Origin of the sequence: Rhizobium sp. CB3171, from assembly GCF_029714265.1 — a bacterium.
GTDB lineage: Bacteria > Pseudomonadota > Alphaproteobacteria > Rhizobiales > Rhizobiaceae > Rhizobium.
The window spans coordinates 357,674-377,023 of record NZ_CP121653.1; the positions used below are offsets into that span (position 1 = coordinate 357,674).

Annotated in this window: 15 protein-coding genes; 7 read left to right on the forward strand and 8 right to left on the reverse strand. The window is 60.2% G+C overall.

All coding sequences use genetic code 11. From position 1 onward, the window contains the following. Positions 1 to 17 precede the first annotated feature (17 nt). The 5 genes from QA648_RS20860 to QA648_RS20880 all read left to right on the forward strand — a co-directional run bounded on the left by QA648_RS20860 (position 18) and on the right by QA648_RS20880 (position 4,864). On the forward strand, positions 18 to 1,172 hold the full coding sequence (locus QA648_RS20860; protein WP_283053365.1) for a Gfo/Idh/MocA family oxidoreductase: 1,155 nt from the start codon (positions 18 to 20) through the stop codon (positions 1,170 to 1,172). Beyond that, positions 1,172 to 1,843: a D-lyxose/D-mannose family sugar isomerase gene (locus QA648_RS20865; RefSeq protein WP_283053366.1), complete on the forward strand. Its 672-nt coding sequence runs from the start codon at positions 1,172 to 1,174 to the stop codon at positions 1,841 to 1,843. The genes QA648_RS20860 and QA648_RS20865 overlap by 1 nt, the downstream gene beginning before the upstream one ends. Beyond that, positions 1,843 to 2,898, forward strand: a complete 1,056-nt coding sequence (locus QA648_RS20870) for a carbohydrate kinase family protein (protein WP_283053368.1) — start codon at positions 1,843 to 1,845, stop codon at positions 2,896 to 2,898. The genes QA648_RS20865 and QA648_RS20870 overlap by 1 nt, the downstream gene beginning before the upstream one ends. A gap of 87 nt (positions 2,899 to 2,985) precedes the next feature. Then, positions 2,986 to 3,774, forward strand: coding sequence for an L-iditol 2-dehydrogenase (locus QA648_RS20875; RefSeq protein ID WP_283053370.1), 789 nt, complete (start codon positions 2,986 to 2,988; stop codon positions 3,772 to 3,774). 79 nt (positions 3,775 to 3,853) lie between these two features. Further along, a complete protein-coding gene (locus tag QA648_RS20880) occupies positions 3,854 to 4,864 on the forward strand; it encodes a zinc-dependent alcohol dehydrogenase family protein (RefSeq protein WP_283053372.1) in 1,011 nt (336 codons plus the stop codon). A gap of 27 nt (positions 4,865 to 4,891) precedes the next feature. Here QA648_RS20880 and QA648_RS20885 read toward each other — a convergent pair whose 3' ends face one another. Next, positions 4,892 to 5,911: a LacI family DNA-binding transcriptional regulator gene (locus QA648_RS20885; RefSeq protein WP_283053373.1), complete on the reverse strand. Its 1,020-nt coding sequence runs from the start codon at positions 5,909 to 5,911 to the stop codon at positions 4,892 to 4,894. 207 nt (positions 5,912 to 6,118) lie between these two features. After that, positions 6,119 to 7,006, reverse strand: coding sequence for an MBL fold metallo-hydrolase (locus tag QA648_RS20890; RefSeq protein ID WP_283053375.1), 888 nt, complete (start codon positions 7,004 to 7,006; stop codon positions 6,119 to 6,121). 265 nt (positions 7,007 to 7,271) lie between these two features. Between QA648_RS20890 and QA648_RS20895 the strand changes: the two genes are divergently transcribed. Beyond that, positions 7,272 to 8,555: a cystathionine gamma-synthase family protein gene (locus QA648_RS20895; RefSeq protein ID WP_283053377.1), complete on the forward strand. Its 1,284-nt coding sequence runs from the start codon at positions 7,272 to 7,274 to the stop codon at positions 8,553 to 8,555. 600 nt (positions 8,556 to 9,155) lie between these two features. On the opposite strand, the gene QA648_RS20905 is transcribed toward QA648_RS20895, so the two are convergent. After that, the gene (locus QA648_RS20905) at positions 9,156 to 9,635 is read right to left on the reverse strand and encodes a VOC family protein (RefSeq protein ID WP_283053379.1); all 480 of its coding nucleotides are present in this window, start codon (positions 9,633 to 9,635) and stop codon (positions 9,156 to 9,158) included. Between the two features lie 162 nt (positions 9,636 to 9,797). Beyond that, a complete protein-coding gene (locus QA648_RS20910) occupies positions 9,798 to 11,651 on the reverse strand; it encodes an ABC transporter ATP-binding protein (protein ID WP_283053381.1) in 1,854 nt (617 codons plus the stop codon). A 218-nt stretch (positions 11,652 to 11,869) separates the two neighbouring features. Between QA648_RS20910 and QA648_RS20915 the strand changes: the two genes are divergently transcribed. Then, entirely contained in the window at positions 11,870 to 12,847 is a 978-nt protein-coding gene (locus tag QA648_RS20915) for a L,D-transpeptidase (RefSeq protein ID WP_283053383.1), read from the forward strand. 46 nt (positions 12,848 to 12,893) lie between these two features. On the opposite strand, the gene QA648_RS20920 is transcribed toward QA648_RS20915, so the two are convergent. The 4 genes from QA648_RS20920 to QA648_RS20935 all read right to left on the reverse strand — a co-directional run bounded on the left by QA648_RS20920 (position 12,894) and on the right by QA648_RS20935 (position 19,349). Then, positions 12,894 to 14,021: an adenylate/guanylate cyclase domain-containing protein gene (locus QA648_RS20920; protein WP_283053385.1), complete on the reverse strand. Its 1,128-nt coding sequence runs from the start codon at positions 14,019 to 14,021 to the stop codon at positions 12,894 to 12,896. Between the two features lie 113 nt (positions 14,022 to 14,134). Further along, positions 14,135 to 17,194 (reverse strand): efflux RND transporter permease subunit, encoded by a 3,060-nt coding sequence (locus QA648_RS20925; RefSeq protein WP_283053387.1) that lies wholly within the window; start codon positions 17,192 to 17,194, stop codon positions 14,135 to 14,137. After that, the gene (locus tag QA648_RS20930; RefSeq protein WP_104826239.1) at positions 17,191 to 18,276 is read right to left on the reverse strand and encodes an efflux RND transporter periplasmic adaptor subunit; all 1,086 of its coding nucleotides are present in this window, start codon (positions 18,274 to 18,276) and stop codon (positions 17,191 to 17,193) included. Before QA648_RS20930 ends, QA648_RS20925 begins: the two co-directional genes overlap by 4 nt. Next, on the reverse strand, positions 18,273 to 19,349 hold the full coding sequence (locus QA648_RS20935) for an efflux RND transporter periplasmic adaptor subunit (protein ID WP_283053388.1): 1,077 nt from the start codon (positions 19,347 to 19,349) through the stop codon (positions 18,273 to 18,275). The genes QA648_RS20930 and QA648_RS20935 overlap by 4 nt, the downstream gene beginning before the upstream one ends. Position 19,350: the final 1 nt, after the last annotated feature.

Genomic DNA, 19,350 nt, shown 5'->3' on the forward strand with positions numbered 1-19,350 from the left:
ACTTGGGAGGAGCAGTCATGACAAAAATATTCCGCTTCGGCGTCATCGGCTGTGGTCTGATGGGGCGCGAGTTCGCGAGTGCTGCGGCGCGCTGGCTGCATTTGGCTGATATGAAGGCGCGGCCGGAAATCATCGCCGTCTGCGACACCAACACGACGCTGCTCGAATGGTTCAGGGACAATGTGCCGTCGGTTCGGCAATTCACCGCTGACTATAAGGAGCTTCTCGCCAATCCCGAGGTCGATGTGATCTATTGTGCCGTGCCGCACGTGCTGCACCAGGACTTCTATATCGATGTCCTGAAGGCCGGAAAGCATCTTCTTGGCGAAAAGCCGTTCGGGATGGATGCCGCCCAGAACCGCGCGATCATGGCGGTTCTCGCCGAGCATCCCGAACTCCTGGTCCGCTGCTCGTCGGAAATGCCTTTCTTTCCCGGCGCACAAAAGGTCATCACGCTCGCTAAAAGCGGCGAGATGGGGGATATCCTCGAAGTCGAGGCGGGCTTCCTGCATTCCTCGGATATCGACCGGCAGAAGCCGATCAACTGGAAGCGCATGGCGGATATCAACGGTGAATACGGCTGCATGGGCGATCTCGGCATGCATGTGCTGCATGTGCCGCTGCGCCTTGGCTGGCGTCCGCAAACCCTGCATGCGCAATTGGTCAAGAAGGTCAACGAACGTCCCGACGGCAAGGGCGGCATGCTGCCTTGTACCACCTGGGACAATGCCACGATCAGCAGTCGCGTGCGCACCGGGGATCAGGATTTCCCCATGGTGCTGAAAACCTGGCGCATTGCTCCCGGTGAATCCAACACCTGGTACATCCGCATTCTCGGCATGAAGAAGAGCGCATTCTTCAGCACAAAGTCGCCGCGCCAGTGGCAGTGGATGGACTATAATGGCGGCGCGCAGGCCTGGAGCACCGAGGATCTCGGATATGGTTCGCTGTTTCCGGCAATCACCGGCAAAATCTTCGAATTCGGCTTTGCCGATGCCATACAGCAGATGTGGGCGGCCTTCGTCGATGAGCTTGCCGGAGGAAATGCCAACGGTTTTGGCTGCGCCACGCCGGCGGAGGCGCAGGCACATCATGCGGTGCTGACGGCCGCTCTCAAATCCGGCCGCGAGGATGCCGTCGTTTCGGTCAACTATGACGGAGCGGCAGTCTGATGAAGCGCTCCGAAATCAACGCCGCGCTGCGGCGCGCAAGCGAGACCCTTGAACGCTGGCATTGGTCTCTGCCGGAGTGGGGCTTTTGGTCGGCGTCGGAATTTGCCTCCCATCCGGAGGCATCGGCCTATCTGCGCGCCCATCAGCTTGGTTGGGATGTCACCGATTTCGGCTCCAACCGCTTCGCCGAATGCGGTCTCGTGTTGTTTTGCCTGCGCAACGGCATTGTTGGTGCCGAGGGCGAGCGCACCTATGCCGAAAAGCTGCTCTTCGTCGAGGAGGGTCAGGTGACGCCGACACATCGGCACACGGCGAAGATGGAAGACATCATCAATCGCGCCGGCGGCGATCTCGTCATCGAATTCGCCGCCGCCGATGCGGATGGCAATGCGCTGCAGGATGATGTGACGGTTCCGGTGGATGGCTTACCGCGCCGGCTCGCCGCATGGGAACCGTTGGTTCTTGCTCCCGGCCAGAGCGTGACGATCCGCACCGGGCTTTATCATCGCTTTTACGGCAGGAAAGGGGGCGGGCCTGTGCTTGTCGGCGAGGTCAGCCAGGTCAACGACGACCACAGCGACAACTTCTTTCTGGAACCGATCGGGCGTTTTGCTGCGATCGAAGAAGATGAGCCGCCGCTCAGGCCCCTATGGAACGAAGGAGGCGGCTGATGCGATCGGGGGAGGAGGCTCACGGTGGCGACGGTCAGCAGGGCGGCATCGTCTGCGCGGGAAACTTCATTGTCGATCGCGTCCATACCCTGTCTTATTGGCCTGAACAGGGTAATCTTGCCTACATCGTGCATCAGGATTTGGGTGTCGGCGGCGGGGCGGCCAATGTCGTCACCGACCTCGCCTCTCTCGGGTTTCCCGGAAGGCTGGCGGCGGCGGGATGCATCGGCGCTGATCCGGACGGAGAGATCGTCAAGGCCCGCCTTGCGAATGCCGGCATCAATGTCGAGGGCCTTCTGGCGCTCGCCGATCGGGTGACGGCTCACACGCATGTCATGAACGTGCCGGGTCAGAACCGCACCTTCTTCTATCATGGCGGTGCCAACGATGCGCTCACGGATGCGCTCATCTCGCCCGCGATCTTTGCTGACGCCGGCTATCGGCTGTTCTATCTCGGCTATCTGATGCTGTTGCCCGGGCTCGACCAGATCGGCCCAGACGGCCGTTCGGGGGCATCCCGCCTGCTGGAAGCCGCTCGCCGGGCGGGGCTCACGACCTGTGTGGATTTCGTGTCGAGCGAAGATCCGGAATTCGCCGCCAAGGTGGGCGTCGCTCTGCCTTTCTGTGATTTCCTGATCATCAACGAGATGGAGGCGGGCCGGGCAACGGGGGCTACCGTTCGCGATGCAAAGGGGGAATTGAGTGAAGCTGGGCTGCTAGAGGCGGGCGAGCGCCTGCTGGCGGCGGGCGTCACCCAAGGTGTCATCATCCATGCGCCGGAAATCTGTTTCTGGTTTGCGCCGGACACTTTACCGGTCGTAACGCGCTCGCGGCCCGTCGATCCACACGATATCGTCAGCACCGTCGGCGCGGGAGACGCTTTCTGCGCTGCCGTGCTCTACGGCCTTCATGAAAACTGGCCTGTCGAGCATATCTGCGCCGTCGCCCACGCTGCGGCTGCGCGTTGCCTTGCGGGCGCGACGGCCACCGATGGCATCCCCAGCATGAGGGTTCTTCTGGAGGATATGGAGGAGATGAATCCGGTATCCGATTAACCTGTTGAATTAGCATCGGGGCCAAGCAAGGAGGAAGCAGAGCATGAAGCCAAGCGCAACAGCAGCGGCGAACGAGGAGTTGACACGATGACCTTGGTGCAGACATCTCGACTGTCCGGAAAGGTGGCATTGGTCACGGGAGGCGCGAGCGGTATCGGCAAGGCCGTTTGCGAACGCTTTGTAGCGGAAGGCGCGAAGGTCGTCGTGGCCGATCTGGACGGTGAGCGATGCGCAGACGTCGCGAAGGCGATCGGTCCTAATAGCTGGGGCGTGGCGCTCGACGTGACCAGCCAGGAGAGCATCGACGCCGCGGTGGACTTTTCGATAAAGACTGCCGGCAAGATAGACATACTGGTGAACGCCGCAGGCATCTACGATGTCCAATCCATCCTGGATATATCGCGCGAGCGCACCGCCAGGGTTTTCCAGGTCAATATCGACGGTGTGATTTTCATGACGCAGGCGGTTGCCCGGCATATGGTGGAGAGAGGCGAAGGCGGGCGCATCATCAATTTCTCGTCTCAGGCCGGCCGCCGGGGCGAGGGACCGGCCGTCGCTTACTGCGCCTCCAAAGCGGCCGTCATCAGCATCACTCAAAGCTGCGCTCTGGAACTCATCCGGTACGGTATCAATGTGAACGCCATCGCCCCCGGCGTGGTCGATACGCCGATGTGGGACGTCGTCGATGCAAAACTTGGGAGCCGCGAAGGTTTGCAGCCCGGCGAGGTGAAGCGCCGCGTGGCCGCCGCCGTTCCAGCCGGACGATTTGGTGCGGCGGAAGAACAGGCGGCCATGGCTGCCTTTCTGGCCGGGCCGGATGCGGCATACATCGTCGCGCAGTGTTACAATGTCGATGGCGGCAACGTCATGAGCTGATTGGGCAAGGCCCTTTCCAGGCCGGTGCCGGATAGGGTCGCCGTTCTGAAATGTGAGATCATCAGTGAGGAGGAGAGGAATGAAGGCTGTCCGCTTGGAGTCGATCGCGTCCATGACGATGCGCAGCGTGGAGAAACCGTCTGCCCGGCCGGATGAATTGCTCGTTCGTGTCCTTGCCGCCGGCATCTGTGGCTCTGATCGCCATATGTACAAGGGCGAGTATCCGACAGCGATTCCGGTCACGATGGGCCATGAATTCTGCGGCATCGTCGAAGTGGTCGGCGAGGAGGTCATCGGTTTTACCGGCGGTGAGCTGGTGACCGTCGACCCGAATATCGCCTGTGGCCGTTGTCATGCCTGCGCGCGTGGGCGGGTGAACTTGTGCGAGAGTTTGACCGCGATCGGCGTGACGCGAGATGGTGGTTTTGCCGAATATGTGGCGGTGCCGTACCGTCAGGCATTCACGCTGCCTGCCGATCTCAATTCCGTGCACGGCGCTTTCTGCGAGCCGCTTGCCTGCTGCCTTCATGCCATCGACAAGGCCGAGATCCGTGCGGGCGAGAGCGTCGCTATCTTGGGCGGAGGCGTCATCGGCCTGCTCATGGTGCAATTGGCCCGCTTGGCTGGAGCAAGCCAGGTGATTTTAATCACGCGGCAGCTCTCGAGACGGCAGACCGCGCTGCATCTCGGAGCGACGCATGCATTCGACCCGACAGCTTCGGACGCGGTCGCCGCCGTTCGAGACGTCACCCATGGCGGCGCGGATGTCGTCATCGAGTGCGCAGGCGTCCCCGAGACCTTGCAGACCGGTCTGCGGATGGCGCGGCGCGGCGGTAACTTCGTGCTTTTCGGAGTAACGCCTAGAGGGGTCGAGGTGCCTGTCCTGCCGTTCGATCTGCTCGTCAACGAAGTCGATATAAGGCCGGCCTATCTCAATCCGTTTACCCATTCGCGGGCGGCCGCATTGGTCGCGAGCGGGGCGTTGGAGCTGGATATACTGGTGACCAAGACCATAGGTCTCGAAGAGGTCGCGGAGGTGGTAGGCAGCGCGCCATTGCCGGGCGAGATCAAGGTCATCGTCCGACCCTAGCTTGGATCATGCCGTGACCATTCCGCCTCAGCCGCGGGCGGGGCCGGTCGAGTCCCTATGGATTAGGGTGACCGGCACTTTCACGACAGCACCCGCGCGCGGTTCGTGCCCCGCGTGGTGTTCCGCAATCAGCGTTTCCAGGCGCTGTGCCGCCCGCTGCCCGACATCGCGGATCGGCTGTGCGACCGTCGTCAGGCGGGGAAAGATGTAGGCTGCCTCCGGCAGGTCGTCGAAACCGATTACCGAATAATCGCCTGGCACGGAACAACCACGATCCAGAACGGCGTGGATTGCCGCAATCGCCGAAATATCGGTCGTGCCGATGATCGCCGTGATTTCCGGGTGCGCCGTCAGCAGATCCCGCGCCAGTGGGTAAGTTGCCGCGAAACTGTGCTCCTCGGCCATCGTCACGGCGGCAGGCGCGATCCCGTGTTTCGCCATTTCCTCCGAAATACCCCGGAGGCGAAGCTGAACTGGCTGGCTATGGGCCGGCGCGCCGACGATGCCGATCGACCGGTGGCCGAGGTCGATCAGGTGACGCGCCATCAGGCGGCCGCCTTCCTCATGATCGGCCATGATTGCGTCTTCGGCGATGCCGCTCAGCTCGCGATCGATCGCGACGATCGGAATATGGGCATCCCGCAGGATCTCGAAGTGCTCGATGCTGCCAAAGGCGCTTGCCACGATGACGCCATCGACGCGCTGGGCAAGCAGCATGGACATGTAGCGCGCCTCGTGATCCATGTTCTCCGCTGTGCTGCAGATCAGCGTCTGGTAGCCGCGTTGGAACAATTCCTGTTCGATCGTATGGGCCAGGATGCCGAAGAACGGCACGTCGATCGACGGCAGCATCAGCCCGATCATCCGGCTCGGCGCTCCCCGCAGCATGCGCGCGCCCTTGCTCGGCGTATAGTTCAGCGCGCGAATGGCCGCCTCCACACGCTCCCTGAGCTCGGGCGAGGCATAACCGCTATTGTTGAGCACGCGCGATACTGACGAGACCGATGTTCCGGCGAGTTTGGCGATATGTCTGATGCTGGTCGTCACGTGCTCGTATTCTTTCCCGGGGCTTCGGACAGTCATGAGACGAGCTGCGGAAATTCACCCCACGTCGTCATTGACTTAATCATCAGCAAGGCACGGCATCAAGCATAAGACGAGTCAATCAAGGGCTTTCTGCCGCCGATCAGCAGAGACGGTCCGGCGAACCAACAGGATCGTCAATCGATGCTTCCGCAGCCTCCGAAGATAGTCCTATTCGGACTTGTCATCCGCAGTCCATTTGAAATGGTCGCCTTCCGCCGTGATATATCCCACGCCAGGGAACGGAAAGTGCGGCGCGAAAATCCTCTCATGACTCTTGGCGAGCGTATTCAGCGTTTTCACACGGTTCTGCTCCGCTTCCGGCTTGTCACCGTCGAACGATATCGCCCAAGTTGGCTTGGCGAGCGAAATGATGGAGCTGTGAACGGTGTCGCCAATATCGAACAGCCTCTCCTTTCCCGAGGTGATCTGGTAGCCGACATGGCCCGGAGTGTGACCGCTCATGGCCACGGATGCGATACCGGGGAGAACCTCACCGCCAGGTTTGAACGTCTTCACATGGTCCGCGATGACCTTAACCACGTCGGCCAGTTTTTCATTGGCCTTGGCATAGGACCACTCCGCTTCCGACATGCGGATGGTGGCCTTTGGAAAAGCAAGTTTTCCATCCTGAACCAGTCCGCCAACGTGATCCGGATGAGAATGGGTAATCAGGATTTCGTCGACTGCATCCGCGTGATAACCGGCTTTTGCCAGGCTGCCCTGAAGGGCGCCTCCGACACCGGTATCGATCAGGATAAGGTGCTTGTCCGATTTGACCAGCAGGGCGTCGACGCTCAGCGTGACCGTATCGGTCGGTGCACCCGCCGCTTTCAGCAAATCCGCGACCTCGGTTGGGCTATGGTCGAGACCAAATATCTTCCCGTCGTTCGGTTGGACAAACTGGGCGTCGTGCAGGGCGACGATGTCGAGCTTGCCCAATTTGAAGGCCTTCGCATCGGGTTGTTGTTGCGGCATCTGCGCGAAAGCAAGTTCTTGGCTCGCGAACACCAGAGCAGCTACTGCCAGCAATTTTGCTGAAATTTTGCGATCCGTCATGCCAGTTCCCCCTTTGAGCGAGAATGTCAGTGCATCCTACCCGACTCTTTTGGGCATGTCACAAATCGGTGTTCCACAAGATCTGAAAAGGATCTGCGGGCGAGCTGAAACTTCGTAATTCGACATCCGACTGATATTCCCGTGCCACGTCATCCTCTTGGCGTAGAGGTGCGGCTCTTTTCACTGCGCGTCGCCGCTCCAAATATCATTAGTTGTTTGCTCGGAGCACACGCCGAGCCTGTGACCTTGATCAAGGAGCCACCCTATGACCGCGCCGCACCCGTCGAAAACCCGTGTTGGAAACCAGATTCTGCATCCGGAAACCCTGATGCTCAACTACGGCTATGATCCCGAACTCTCCGAGGGGGCCGTGAAGCCGCCTGTCTTCCTGACATCGACCTTCGTTTTCCAGTCCGCCGAGGACGGCCGCGACTTCTTCGACTATGTCTCAGGTCGGAAGGTGCCGCCGGAAGGAAAGGGCGCGGGCCTCGTCTACTCGCGCTTCAATCATCCCAACAGCGAGATCGTCGAGGATCGTCTCGCGGTTTATGAAGGCACCGAAAGCGGCGCGGTGTTCTCTTCCGGCATGTCGGCCATCTCCACCACTCTGCTTACATTCGTCCGTCCGGGTGACGCCATTCTCCATTCGCAGCCTCTCTACGGCGGCACCGAAACCTTGCTCGCCAAGACGTTTTTCAACCTTGGCGTCTCAGCCGTCGGATTCGCTGACGGTGTCGAGGAAGCTTCCGTCAGGGCTGCCGCGGAGCAAGCGATGGCCAAGGGACGCGTTTCCATCATTCTGATCGAGACGCCGGCCAATCCGACCAACAGCCTCGTCGATGTCGCAATGATCCGACGTATCGCGGACGCGATCGGTGAGAAGCAGGGGCACAGACCGATCGTCGTGTGCGACAACACGCTTCTCGGGCCGGTCTTCCAGCGTCCGATCGAACATGGTGCGGACCTCTCGCTTTACTCGCTGACGAAGTATGTCGGAGGCCATTCCGACCTCATCGCGGGCGCCGTTCTCGGCAGGAAAACGATCATCGCCCAAGTAAAGGCGCTCAGGGGTTCGATCGGCACCCAGCTCGATCCCCATTCGTGCTGGATGCTGGGGCGATCTTTGGAGACGCTGCAGATCCGCATGGAACGCGCAAATAGCAATGCAATGGCCGTGGCGGACTTCCTGCGGAACCATGCAAAGGTCGAGCAGATTCACTACTTGGCCTATGCCGATGCGAGCTCGGCCACAGGCCGCACGTTCGCAGCCCAGTGCAGCGGCGCCGGCTCGACGTTCTCCTTCGATATCAAGGGCGGTCAGCCTGCCTCGTTCCGGTTTCTGAACGCGTTGCAGGTCTTCAAACTCGCGGTCAGCCTCGGCGGAACGGAATCGCTGGCTTCCCATCCTGCGACGATGACGCATTCGGGCGTGCCGGCCGATGTGCGCCAACGCATCGGCGTATTGGAATCGACCATCCGCCTTTCGATCGGCATCGAGCATCCCGACGATCTCATCGCCGATCTGAGCCAGGCACTCGATGAAGCCTAATGTCAAGCTCCGGTGCGGGCCCTGGCTGAACGCTATCGATTTGGCGTTTTGCTAAGACATGCGGTCGCCCGCTTCTGGGGCAATCCCGCTCAAGCCGCTCCGTGTGAGCGGCTGGGCCGGTCGATTGACCGACCCAGCAAAGTTTCGATCAATAGTAGCGCCAGCCACCGTGCCAGCGCTCACGATGCACCCAATAACGGCGGCCATCCCAGTAGCCGCGTCCATGGTAATAAACACCGACCCTCGGGCCTCCGGGGGGCACGACAACAACCGTGCCGCCGGTCGCGACGTTCGGACGGCAATGGCCATAGGGGCCTCGATGATACCCCGCGCCGCATCCTTGAGCTGCGTTGGCCGTAGAAACGAGTGCGGTTAGTGTTAACGCTGCTGTGGAAGTCAGGGCAATGACAAGTAACTTTTTCATAATGTCTTCCTCTAATCTCCTCCGAAACGCTCCTTGCGCCCGGAATGTCACCGTAACGCCGATTTCTGCATTTTTTTGTCCGAGCTGAAAATTTTTTCGGAATGCTGCCGCAGGCAAGTCCGCTGTTTGATCAGGGGTGGAAGCTCCAGCAAAATCTCGCCCGACGCGCTGGTGCGTCAGCCGCGCCGCGCCGCCTCGATCGCTGCGATGTCGATCTTCTTCATGGTCATCATCGCATCGAAAGCACGCTTTGCTTCATCACCGCCCTTTACGAGCGCTTCCATCAAGACGCGCGGCGTAATCTGCCAGGACACTCCCCACTTGTCTTTGCACCAGCCACACTCACTTTCCTGGCCGCCATTGCCGACGATGGCGTTCCAATAGCGGTCGGTTTCTTCCTGATCGTCCGTTGCGATCTGAAATGAGAAGGCTTCGTTGTGTTTGAACGTGGAGCCGCCGTTCAGGCCGATGCAAGGGACACCCGCAACGGTGAATTCAACCACCAGGACGTCTCCCTGCTTACCCTCCGGATAGCTTCCAGGGGCATGAATGATGGCACCCACTGAACTGTCGGGAAAAGTCTCAGCATAGAAGCGGGCGGCAGCCTCCGCGTCTTTGTCGTACCAAAGGCAGATCGTGTTCTTTGCCGTCGCCATTGCGTAACTCCTTTCGCTGTTCGTTTTTCATTCCCGCTGAGAGCTGAAAATAAGAGGCGAACCGTGTTTCTCCAGCCCACATGAGGCATTTTACGCGCCTAAGATGTCCGCTTTGGAATTCAAACGGTCCGGCGTTTCCGACGTAAGCGATCCCGGCAAGGATCAATTGATGTCGTCAGGAATAAAGCCGCCGGTCTGGCGTTTCCACAAACGGGCAAACAGCCCGTCCTGTGCGACCAGTTCGTCCGGCCTGCCTTCTTCTATGATGCTTCCCTGATCGAGCACGACGATGCGATCCATCCTGGCAATGGTTGAGAGGCGGTGTGCGATGGCGATCACCGTCTTTCCCTCCATCACCAGGTTGAGCTTTTCCTGGATGGCGGCTTCGGATTCGCTGTCGAGGGCGGAGGTAGCCTCATCCAGCACCAGGATCGGCGCGTCCTTCAGCAGAACGCGCGCGATGGCGACACGCTGGCGCTGGCCGCCGGAAAGCTTGATGCCGCGGTCGCCGACGAAGGCATCGTAACCCTTGCGGCCTTCGCCGTCGGCGAGATCGGCAATGAAGGCATCGGCACTTGCCATCGTTGCGACGTGTTCAATCTCGTCCTGCGTCGCCTCCGGCCGGCCGTAACGGATATTGTCGCCGACCGAACGGTGCAGCAGCGCGACGTCCTGCGCGATGACCCCGATGTTGCGGCGAAGGCTTGCCTGCGTCACCATGCGGGTGTCCTGTCCGTCGATCAGGATCGTACCGTCCGCGATGTCGTAGAAGCGCAATAGTAGACTTACGAGCGTCGTCTTGCCGGCTCCGGAAAGGCCGACCAGGCCAACCTTCTCGCCGGCCCGGACCGTCAGCGACAGTTCATTAATCACTTGCTTGCCGGATTTATACGCGAAGCGAACGTCTTCGAAACGGATTTCCCCGCGGCTGACGTTCAGCTCGGTAGCGTCTGGTCGATCGATTATGGTCGGCGGCGTCGTCATCACCCGCATGGCGTCCTTGATGGTGCCTATCGCCTGGAAGATCTGCTGGCCCATCTGCAAAAAGGTGAAGGTATGCCCGGACAGCCGTTGGAGGATGTAGACCGCCGCGACGAACTGCCCGACCGTTAGAAAGCCGTTGACGAGGCCGGAAAAACCGATCGAAATCATGGCCAACCAGAGGGCCATGTTGAGTGCCACAACGGTGAGTTCCGCTGTTCGGTAGATGCGTTGTTCCTTGTGTTGCGTCCAGACGGCCTTTTGAAGGATGCGGCGGATGGCGCCCGCCTCACTGTCTTCGGCCGCGAACTGTTTGATCATCTGCATGTTGCTGTAGAGATCGGTGATGGCGCCGGAGACGAGGCTGCGCTGCTTGGCGGAGCGACGCGAGCGTTCCACGAAGGTTGGCACCAATCTGACGGCAAGCGCAACATTAAGTACGATCCACACGAGGACAGGCAGTGCGAGCTGCCAGGACAGAGCGCTCAGCAGGATCATCGAGCCGACCATCTGAAAAAGGAAGCGCGGCACCCATTGGAAGGCGGTAATGATCTGCTGCTGGACCGCGGACGCCACCTGCGACAGACGCGAGGCGACCTGTCCGGCAAAAAGATCATGAAAAAAGGCGAGATCCTGCTGCTCCACCGCCTTGTGACCCTGCCATTGAATGGCGGCAGGCATGGCGATGTTGAGCGTATGCGAGGTAAGTGTGTTCAAAAGGAACGAGGCGATGGGCATGCCCGGAAAGATGAGCAGGCCGAGGACCGTAAGCAGTCGCCATTCGCCGTGCAGGAACGCGACGGCACCCTGCTGTGTCACGCCATCGACGATGACTGAAAGACCCCAGACGATTGTCAGGTTGATGGCCTCGATTGCCATGGAAGACAGCGCGAGCGCGATCAGGACGCCACGGAACATCGAGATGAAGTGCAGAAGCACGGCGACAGGCCCGCGCGAAGGTAGCGGCTGGTAAGGAATGTCGAGCGGCCGGATCAGTTCTTCGAAGGGACGGTAAATCGCATCTGAAATCGACATGGGCCACTCGGGTCAAAAATCGGAAGGAGGGCGAGGGGAGTCAGCTACGCGGACCGCATAGGACCACCTTCCGGATGCAATCTCAATTAGAAATTCTGATGGGTGTAAGTAACGGGAGGTTTGCTGCCGTGACGCCGAAGATCGGCGCAACCGAAGTCTTCGGGGCACGCTGCGGCGTGCGGTTGGAACAAGATCCGCTTCTGACCATTTGATGTTCCATGAAAGTCTATGCTGTGATCGCCGTTCTCACGCTCACGCCTTCATTCGGCGGTGCAGCCGCGCAAGCGCTCGGTCCTGAGGCGATCAACACGGCGCGCCTTACTTCCGTCGCGCCTAAGCATACCGCCAAGGCGTCCAAGGAGCCGGATCCCGCGATCATCCGCCTCCAGGTGCTGCTCGACCGAGCGGGGTCGTCTCCCGGCGTGATCGACGGCTTCTACGGAGAGAATGTCAGCCACGCCATAGCGGGCTTCGAGGCGATGAACCATCTTCCCATCGACGGAAAGCTTGATCCTGACGTGATCGCACGTCTTGAGACCGACGCATCGATCACCCAGAGTTACCTCGTCACGCCAGAGGATGCCACTGGACTCGTCGACCACATTCCCGACGACTACGGTGAAAAAGCGAAGATGGAAAGCATGGCATATACCAGCGTGGCGGAGCGGCTGTCGGAACGGTTCCATATGGATGCCGACCTGCTGAGCAAGCTCAACCCCGGCTCGGACTTCGCTCCTGGCAAGACGATTCTGGTTGTGGCGCCCGGTTCGCCGAAGCAAGGCCGTGTCAAGCGCATCGAGATTAACAAAAAGACCAGCCAAGTTCTGGCCTATGATCAAAGCGGCGCGCTGCTTTCGGTCTATCCAGCAACCATCGGCAGCCAGGATAATCCTTCGCCGTCAGGGACCCACAAGGTAAAGGGCGTCGCAAGGATGCCGGTCTATCGGTACAATCCGAAACTCAACTTCAAGCAGGGCAGGAACACGAAGATTCTGACCATACCCAAGGGCCCGAATGGGCCGGTCGGCAGCGTATGGATCGATCTCGACAAGCCCACATACGGAATTCATGGAACGCCCGATCCGGAGTTCATCGACAAGGGGCAGTCGCACGGATGCGTGCGCCTTACCAACTGGGACGCCGAGGAACTGGCCGGCATGGTCAAGCCCGGCGTCGTCGTCCACTTCGCCAATTGACGTCGATTCCCAGCGCCCGTCGAGGTAGCGATGCGTGACGCGTTCGTCAGACAAGTTTGAACACGCCCGCAGGTTTTGAAACCCCGCGTAGCTTGAAGTCTCCCAATCGATCGCATGCAAGGCCGCAGGCAGTTGCGAAGCTTTCGGACAGCAGGAGATGTTCCTGCAGTTCATCGCAGAGTTTTTCGAGCCTGGATGTCTCATTGACCGCTGGCCCAATCACCGTGAAATCCAGCCGTCCACGCGCTCCGATATTGCCGTAAAAAACCTCGCCGAGATGCAAGACGATATCGATGTCGACAGGCGGGCCGGATCGGCGGAGATCGTCATTGTTCAGAGCGGCATTCGCCATAAGCATGTGCCGGGCGGACGCGACAGCGTTCCGGCAGGCTTCCTTCGGGCAATCGATATCGGCCGGGAAGATTGCAAGGACGCTGTCTCCCATGAACTTCAGGATCTCGCCACTATGTTCCTCAACATTCCGCCCGACCAGTTCGAAGCGTTGGTTGAGCATGGCGACGATCTCGTCGCGCGAATGCGATTCCGTCAGGGCGGTGAAGTTGCTGAGGTCAGCCAAGAGGATTGCGGCGTAAAGCGCGCCGCCAGCGCCCCTTTGCGTCTCGCCGCCCAGGATATGCACGCTCGTTCTTGCGCCGGTATAGACGGCCAGCATGTCGGTCGCCGTCTTGGTCGCGGCCATGCGGTAGCATGCCAGTCCGAGGCTTGGCAGCAGCGCCTTCAAAGTTTCAAGATGTGCATCGGAGAAGCCGGTGGGACAATCGGTGGTCACGGAGAGGGCCATGCCGCGCAGAGCAACTTCTATCGGAAAGGACACAAGGTTGACGACGTGGTCGGTCCCGCCTTTTTGCTGGAGCTCGGCCAAGTCAGGGTAGAGATCAACACCGTCTCCCCGCGCGATTTGCCATCTGCCGAAGAGCAGGCCGTTTTCCAGCAGATAAAAGATCGGCGTATGCGTGAAGCTCTCCTCGCTGACGCTCTCATATTCGGCATTCTCAGTGACGGCCTCCGCACCTCTGGTAAATCTTGCCGAAACTCCACGGTAAACCGGATGGATGGAAGGCATTGCGATGCTCGCCTGCCATATCGGCAAGCCGTCTGCGATCAGCCGCCGGCATAGTCCGGCGACGAGCTGACCGATGTCGTTGCCGGCCATGCCCTGTTCGATCAGCCATTCGACGTGGTCTTGAATGTTATGTCTCCCAGATAAACCGTCTCATGGCGAACCCGCGCCGTCCGAAGGAGCCGGCGCGGGTTCGCTGTTTCGTATTATGCAGATGCTTTTTCGGCGGCTTCTCTCGGTATCCGGAACCACGTCACGTAAAGGGCGGGCAGGAACAGCAGCGTCAAGACAGTACCGACCACGATGCCGCCCATCATGGCGTAGGCCATCGGTCCCCAGAACACTTCCCGCGAGATGGGGATCAAGGCCAGGGTGGCGGCGGCCGCTGTCAGCATGATCGGCCGCATACGGTGTTCGGTTGCCTCCATCACCGCATGCCAGGCACTCACTCCCGATTTTCTGAGATCCTCGATCTGTACGACGAGAATGACGGAGTTTCGGATCAGGATGCCAATTAGCGCCAGCACGCCCAATATCGCCACGAAGCCGAGCGGCGCATTGCTCATCAGTAGAGCGGCGACCACGCCGATGAGGGCGGTGGGGGCGACCGCAAAGACCAGGAACAGGCGGCTGAAGCTCTGCAACTGGATCATCAGGATTGTCGCCATGACGAAAATCATCATCGGTGCGACAGCGGCGATCGGGCCCTGTGCCTTGGCGCTTTCCTCGACGGCACCGCCGACGACGACCGAGTAACCGACTGGCAGCGTCTTCTTGAATTGCTCGACCTTCTCGTCGAGTTGCTGGACCACGGTCGCCGGCTGGATGTCGCCGGTCACGCCAGCCTTGATCGTGATCGTCGGGATACGCGCGCGGCGCCAGATGGTCGGCTGCTCCAACTCGTAGCGGAAGGTCGCAACGGCTGACAGAGGAACCGCCTTGCCGTTCGAGGCCGGCAATTGCAGGTTCTGGAGCGTTTCGATGGAGCCGCGTTCTGCCGTCTGGGCCCGTCCGATCACATCGATCAGGTAGATGTCATCGCGAATTTGGGTGCTGCTTGATCCTTCGACAATGCCGTTGAGTGCAGTGGCGATGTCTTCGGAGGAGACGCCGAGTTGGCGCGCCTTGTCTTGCAGGACGTCGACCTTGACGACGCGGGCCGGCTCGTTCCAGTCGAAGTTGATACCGTTGAGCGACGGGTTGTCACCCATGATGCCCGCAAAGTCCTGCGCTATGCTGCGGACCTTTTGGATGTCCGGGCCGCTGATCCTGTATTGAACAGGCTTGCCGACCGGCGGACCGATATCCAGCAGCTTCACGAAAGCGTCCGTTCCGGGGAAGGTCTTCTTGAGATAGTCTTGAAGCTCGTCCCGCACCTTGTCGCGCACATCCATTCCCTTCGTGACGATAACTGTCTGACCGAAGGTCACGTCGGGCGTCTGCACGTCGAAGGAGAGGATGAAGCGGGGCGCACCCTGGCCGATATAGCTGGACCAGTGATCAACGCTCGGATTGTTTGCGAGCATCTCCCGTTCGAACTGAGCCATCTGCCGGTTCGTTTCGGTGATCGAGCTGTTGTGCGGCAGGTTCCAGTCGACGATCAGTTCCGGACGGTCCGAAGACGGGAAGAACTGCTGCTGAACATAGCCCATGCCGAAGAGGGAAGACCCAAAGGCAACGATGGTGAGAGCGATGGTCGCCCAGCGGAACCGCATCGCGACCCCGAGAACGCGCGAGAACAGCGAACCGAACCAGCCCTTCTTCTCGTGATGTTTCTTCATGCTTTTCGGCAGGATCGTCACCCCGAGCAGCGGGGTGAAAAGAACCGCGACGATCCAGGAGACGAGCAGCGATACAGCGATCACGACGAAGAGGGTAAAGGTGAACTCGCCGGCGGCACTGTCGTTAAGGCCGATCGGAATGAAGCCCGCGACGGTGACGAGCGTGCCGGTCAGCATGGGGAAGGCGGTCGAGGTGTAAACATAGGTCGCCGCCTTGCGCAGATCGTCGCCGACCTCCAGGCGCGCCACCATCATTTCGACGGCGATCATGGCGTCGTCGACCAGCAGGCCGAGCGCGATAATGAGCGCGCCGAGCGAGATGCGCTGCAGCGAGATGCCCGAATAGCTCATCACCACGAATGTAATGGCAAGGACGAGCGGAATGGAGATTGCAACGACCAGGCCTGCTCTCAGGCCGAGGCTGATGAAGCTGATCGCAAGCACGATAGCGATCGCTTCGAAAAGAGCGCGCGTGAAGCCGGAAACAGCCTCGTCGACCACGGCCGGCTGATCGGAAACCTGATGAACATCGACACCCACCGGCAGAACGCCGACGATCTCGTCGACCTTCTTTTCCAGAGCCTTTCCGAACTCCAGCAGATTGGCGCCCTGCTTCATGCCGATCGCGACGCCAATGGCCGGCTGGCCATTGAAGCGGAAAAGCGCTGATGGAGGATCGACATAGCCGCGCTTGATCGTCGCGACGTCGGTCAGCGGAAAGAAGCGGTCGTTAACCCTCAGATTGATCGACCGCAGGCTATCCTCCGATCTGAACTGGCCGCCTACTCGAAGCGCGATGCGCTCGGGCCCGGCTTCCACGAAGCCGGATTGCGTGACGGCGTTTTGTGCCTGCAGCGTGGAGATGATGGACTGGCGATCGATGCCGAGTGCTGCGATCTTGCGGGTGGAGAATTCGAGATAAACCGCTTCGTCCTGCGCGCCGATGATATCGACTTTGCCGACGTTCGGAACGGTGAGAATTCTGGCGCGCGCATCCTCCACGAGATCGCGAAGCTGTCTCTGGGAGAGACCGTCGCTCGTGAAGGCAAAGATGTTTCCGTAGACGTCGCCGAAACGGTCGTTGAAGAACGGACCCACCACGCCCGACGGGAAATCGCCCTTGATGTCTGCGATCATGTTACGGACGCGAACCCAGGTGCTTTCCACATTCTTGGCTTTTGTCGTCGGAAGCAGATTGACAAAAATGGTCGTCTGCCCGGCAACGGTTTGGCTGCGGGTATAGTCAAGGGACTCGAGTTCTTCGAGCTTCTTCTCGATACGGTCGGTCACCTGCTTGGTGACGTCCTCAGCGGAGGCACCCGGCCATTGCGCCTGGATGACCATGGTCTTGATGGTGAAGGACGGATCCTCTTCGCGGCCGAGCCCCATATAGGAAAACACGCCGGCGAGAATGAAGACGATCATGAAATACCAGACCATCGAACGGTGTTCGAGCGCCCAGTCGGAGAGGTTGAAGGTCTTCAAAGTTGATTCTCCTGCGTGAGTTTGACCCTCTGGCCTTCGGTCAGGTGATGGACGCCGGCTATCGCGACGCGATCGCCGATATTGAGGCCGCCGACGATCCGCACCCTGTCCGGATCGCTGAAGGCGCTATCCAGAGTTACCGGCTTGCGGAATACCGTCGCTTTCTCGGGATCGATCACCCAGACGCCCGGCTGGCCGTCTTTGTCCAAAATGGCGGTTGATGGGAGAGACGTGGTCGGTGCACTGTCGACGACAGCACTTGCCGTGATGATCGAGCCCAGGCGAAAAGCGTCCGGCGGATTGGTAAGCGTTATCTTTGTTCGTCTGGTCCGTGTGGTCGCCTCCGCTTCCGGCGCGATTTCACGCACGATGCCCGTGACCCTTATGGTTGGATCAAGCTGCAGGGCGATCTCGAACGGCGAACCCGGCTTCAGACCGTCAAGGCTTGCTTCCGGAATGTCGATGACAGCTTCGCGAACATCCGGGCGCGCGATGGTCGCTACGGTCTGCCCCGCCGAGACGACCTGGCCGACTTCCGCCGACGTCGCGGTGACGACGCCATCGAACTCCGCTTTCAATTGAGCGTAGCCTAGCTGTTCTTCTGCCTTCGCCAGATTGGCTTGCGCCTTGGCGACGGAGGCAATGGCCGATTTTTGCGCCTGCTCGGCGCTTTCGAGGGCGGCTTCACTGCCAGATCGGGATTCGGCAAGCGCACGCTGGCGCTCTTCCGACGCCGACGCGTTGGTCAATTGCGCCTGGCTGTTTGAAAGATCGGCGCGGCTGCTTCGGACTGCAAGTTCGAGAGAAAGGGGATCGATGGCGGCGACCACCTGTCCCTTTGTAACGAGGTCGCCGACATTGACGTCGCGCGCTACGACCCGGCCCAGGACACGAAAGCCCAGTTGGGTTTCGATTCTGGGTTCGATCGTGCCGGGCAGGTGCAGGCTGACCACCGGCTCTGGTTTGATAACGGTCGACAAAACCGGCCGCACCTTCTCTTCGGTGTCTGCGGACTTCACCTCGCAGGACGTCAGCATCGATGTGGCCAGCAGCAGCGATGCTGCAATTAAAGAGTTTCTCATTTCGCGGCCTCTTGGGAATGGTCGACATGCTGACCGGGGCGCAGGAATTTGCCGCCTTCGGCAACCACGATTTCATGTGGCTTGAGGCCGGCGCTGACCGCGAACTGTCCGGTGTCATATTCTGCGACTTGAACTTTGCGTAAGGAGACTTCGCTCGTGGTGGGGTCGACGACCCATACCGCCGGCTGGCCGCCCGCCGACGCCATGGCGCCCCACGGAAGGACGATTGCCTCTGCCGAGGGCATGCTGAATGTCCCGGTGACAGCCGCTCCGAGCGGCATGCTGGCGCCATCTTCCAGCCCGACCTTGACCTTTATCGTGCCAGTTGCGGCATCGATCGTCGGCGATATTTCCCGCACTGCGGCGGATACCCGCTTGGAAGCATTGGAGATCAGAGCGACCTCAACCTGCTTGTCGGGCTGGTCCTTGAGAAACAGGGACTCGAAGACATTGAAGACGGCATCGCGCGGACCATCGTGGGCGAGCGTGAATACCGACTGCACAGCCTGGGCCACTTGGCCGACCTCGGCATTGCGCTCCGTGATGACCCCGTCCGCGTCGGCGCGAAGTTCCGTGTAGGAAAGGGCATCCTTGGCGGTTTCAAGCTGGGCCTTGGCGACCTCCTCGGTCCCCTGGGCAGTCAGAAGCGTCTCACGGGCGGAGTCGTAGGCGGCACGGGTCGTGACTTGGTTTTTGAAGAGGCTTTCCTGGCGCGCGGCCGCCAATTGTGCTTGCGTGAGCTGCGCTTCGGCTGCCTGAAGGCTTGCCGTCGCCACGTCGACGTCTGCCCGCTGCTCTTCGGGATCTATCTTTGCTAGCAGATCGCCCGCTTTGACTTTCGCTCCGACATCGACGTTTCGCTCGATGATCCTTCCGCTGACGCGGAACGAAAGTTCCGATTCAATCCGGGCCTTCACTTCGCCGGTAACGGTTGTCCTTGCCGTCGGTTTGCTGAGCACTGCCTCAACGGTCCTGACGCTCTGCGGCGCTTGTGTCGCGTGCTTTTCGTTCTGATCGCACGAGGACAGCGCAAGCGTCAGCGCGAGCCCCATAATGATTGCTGACTTATCCATT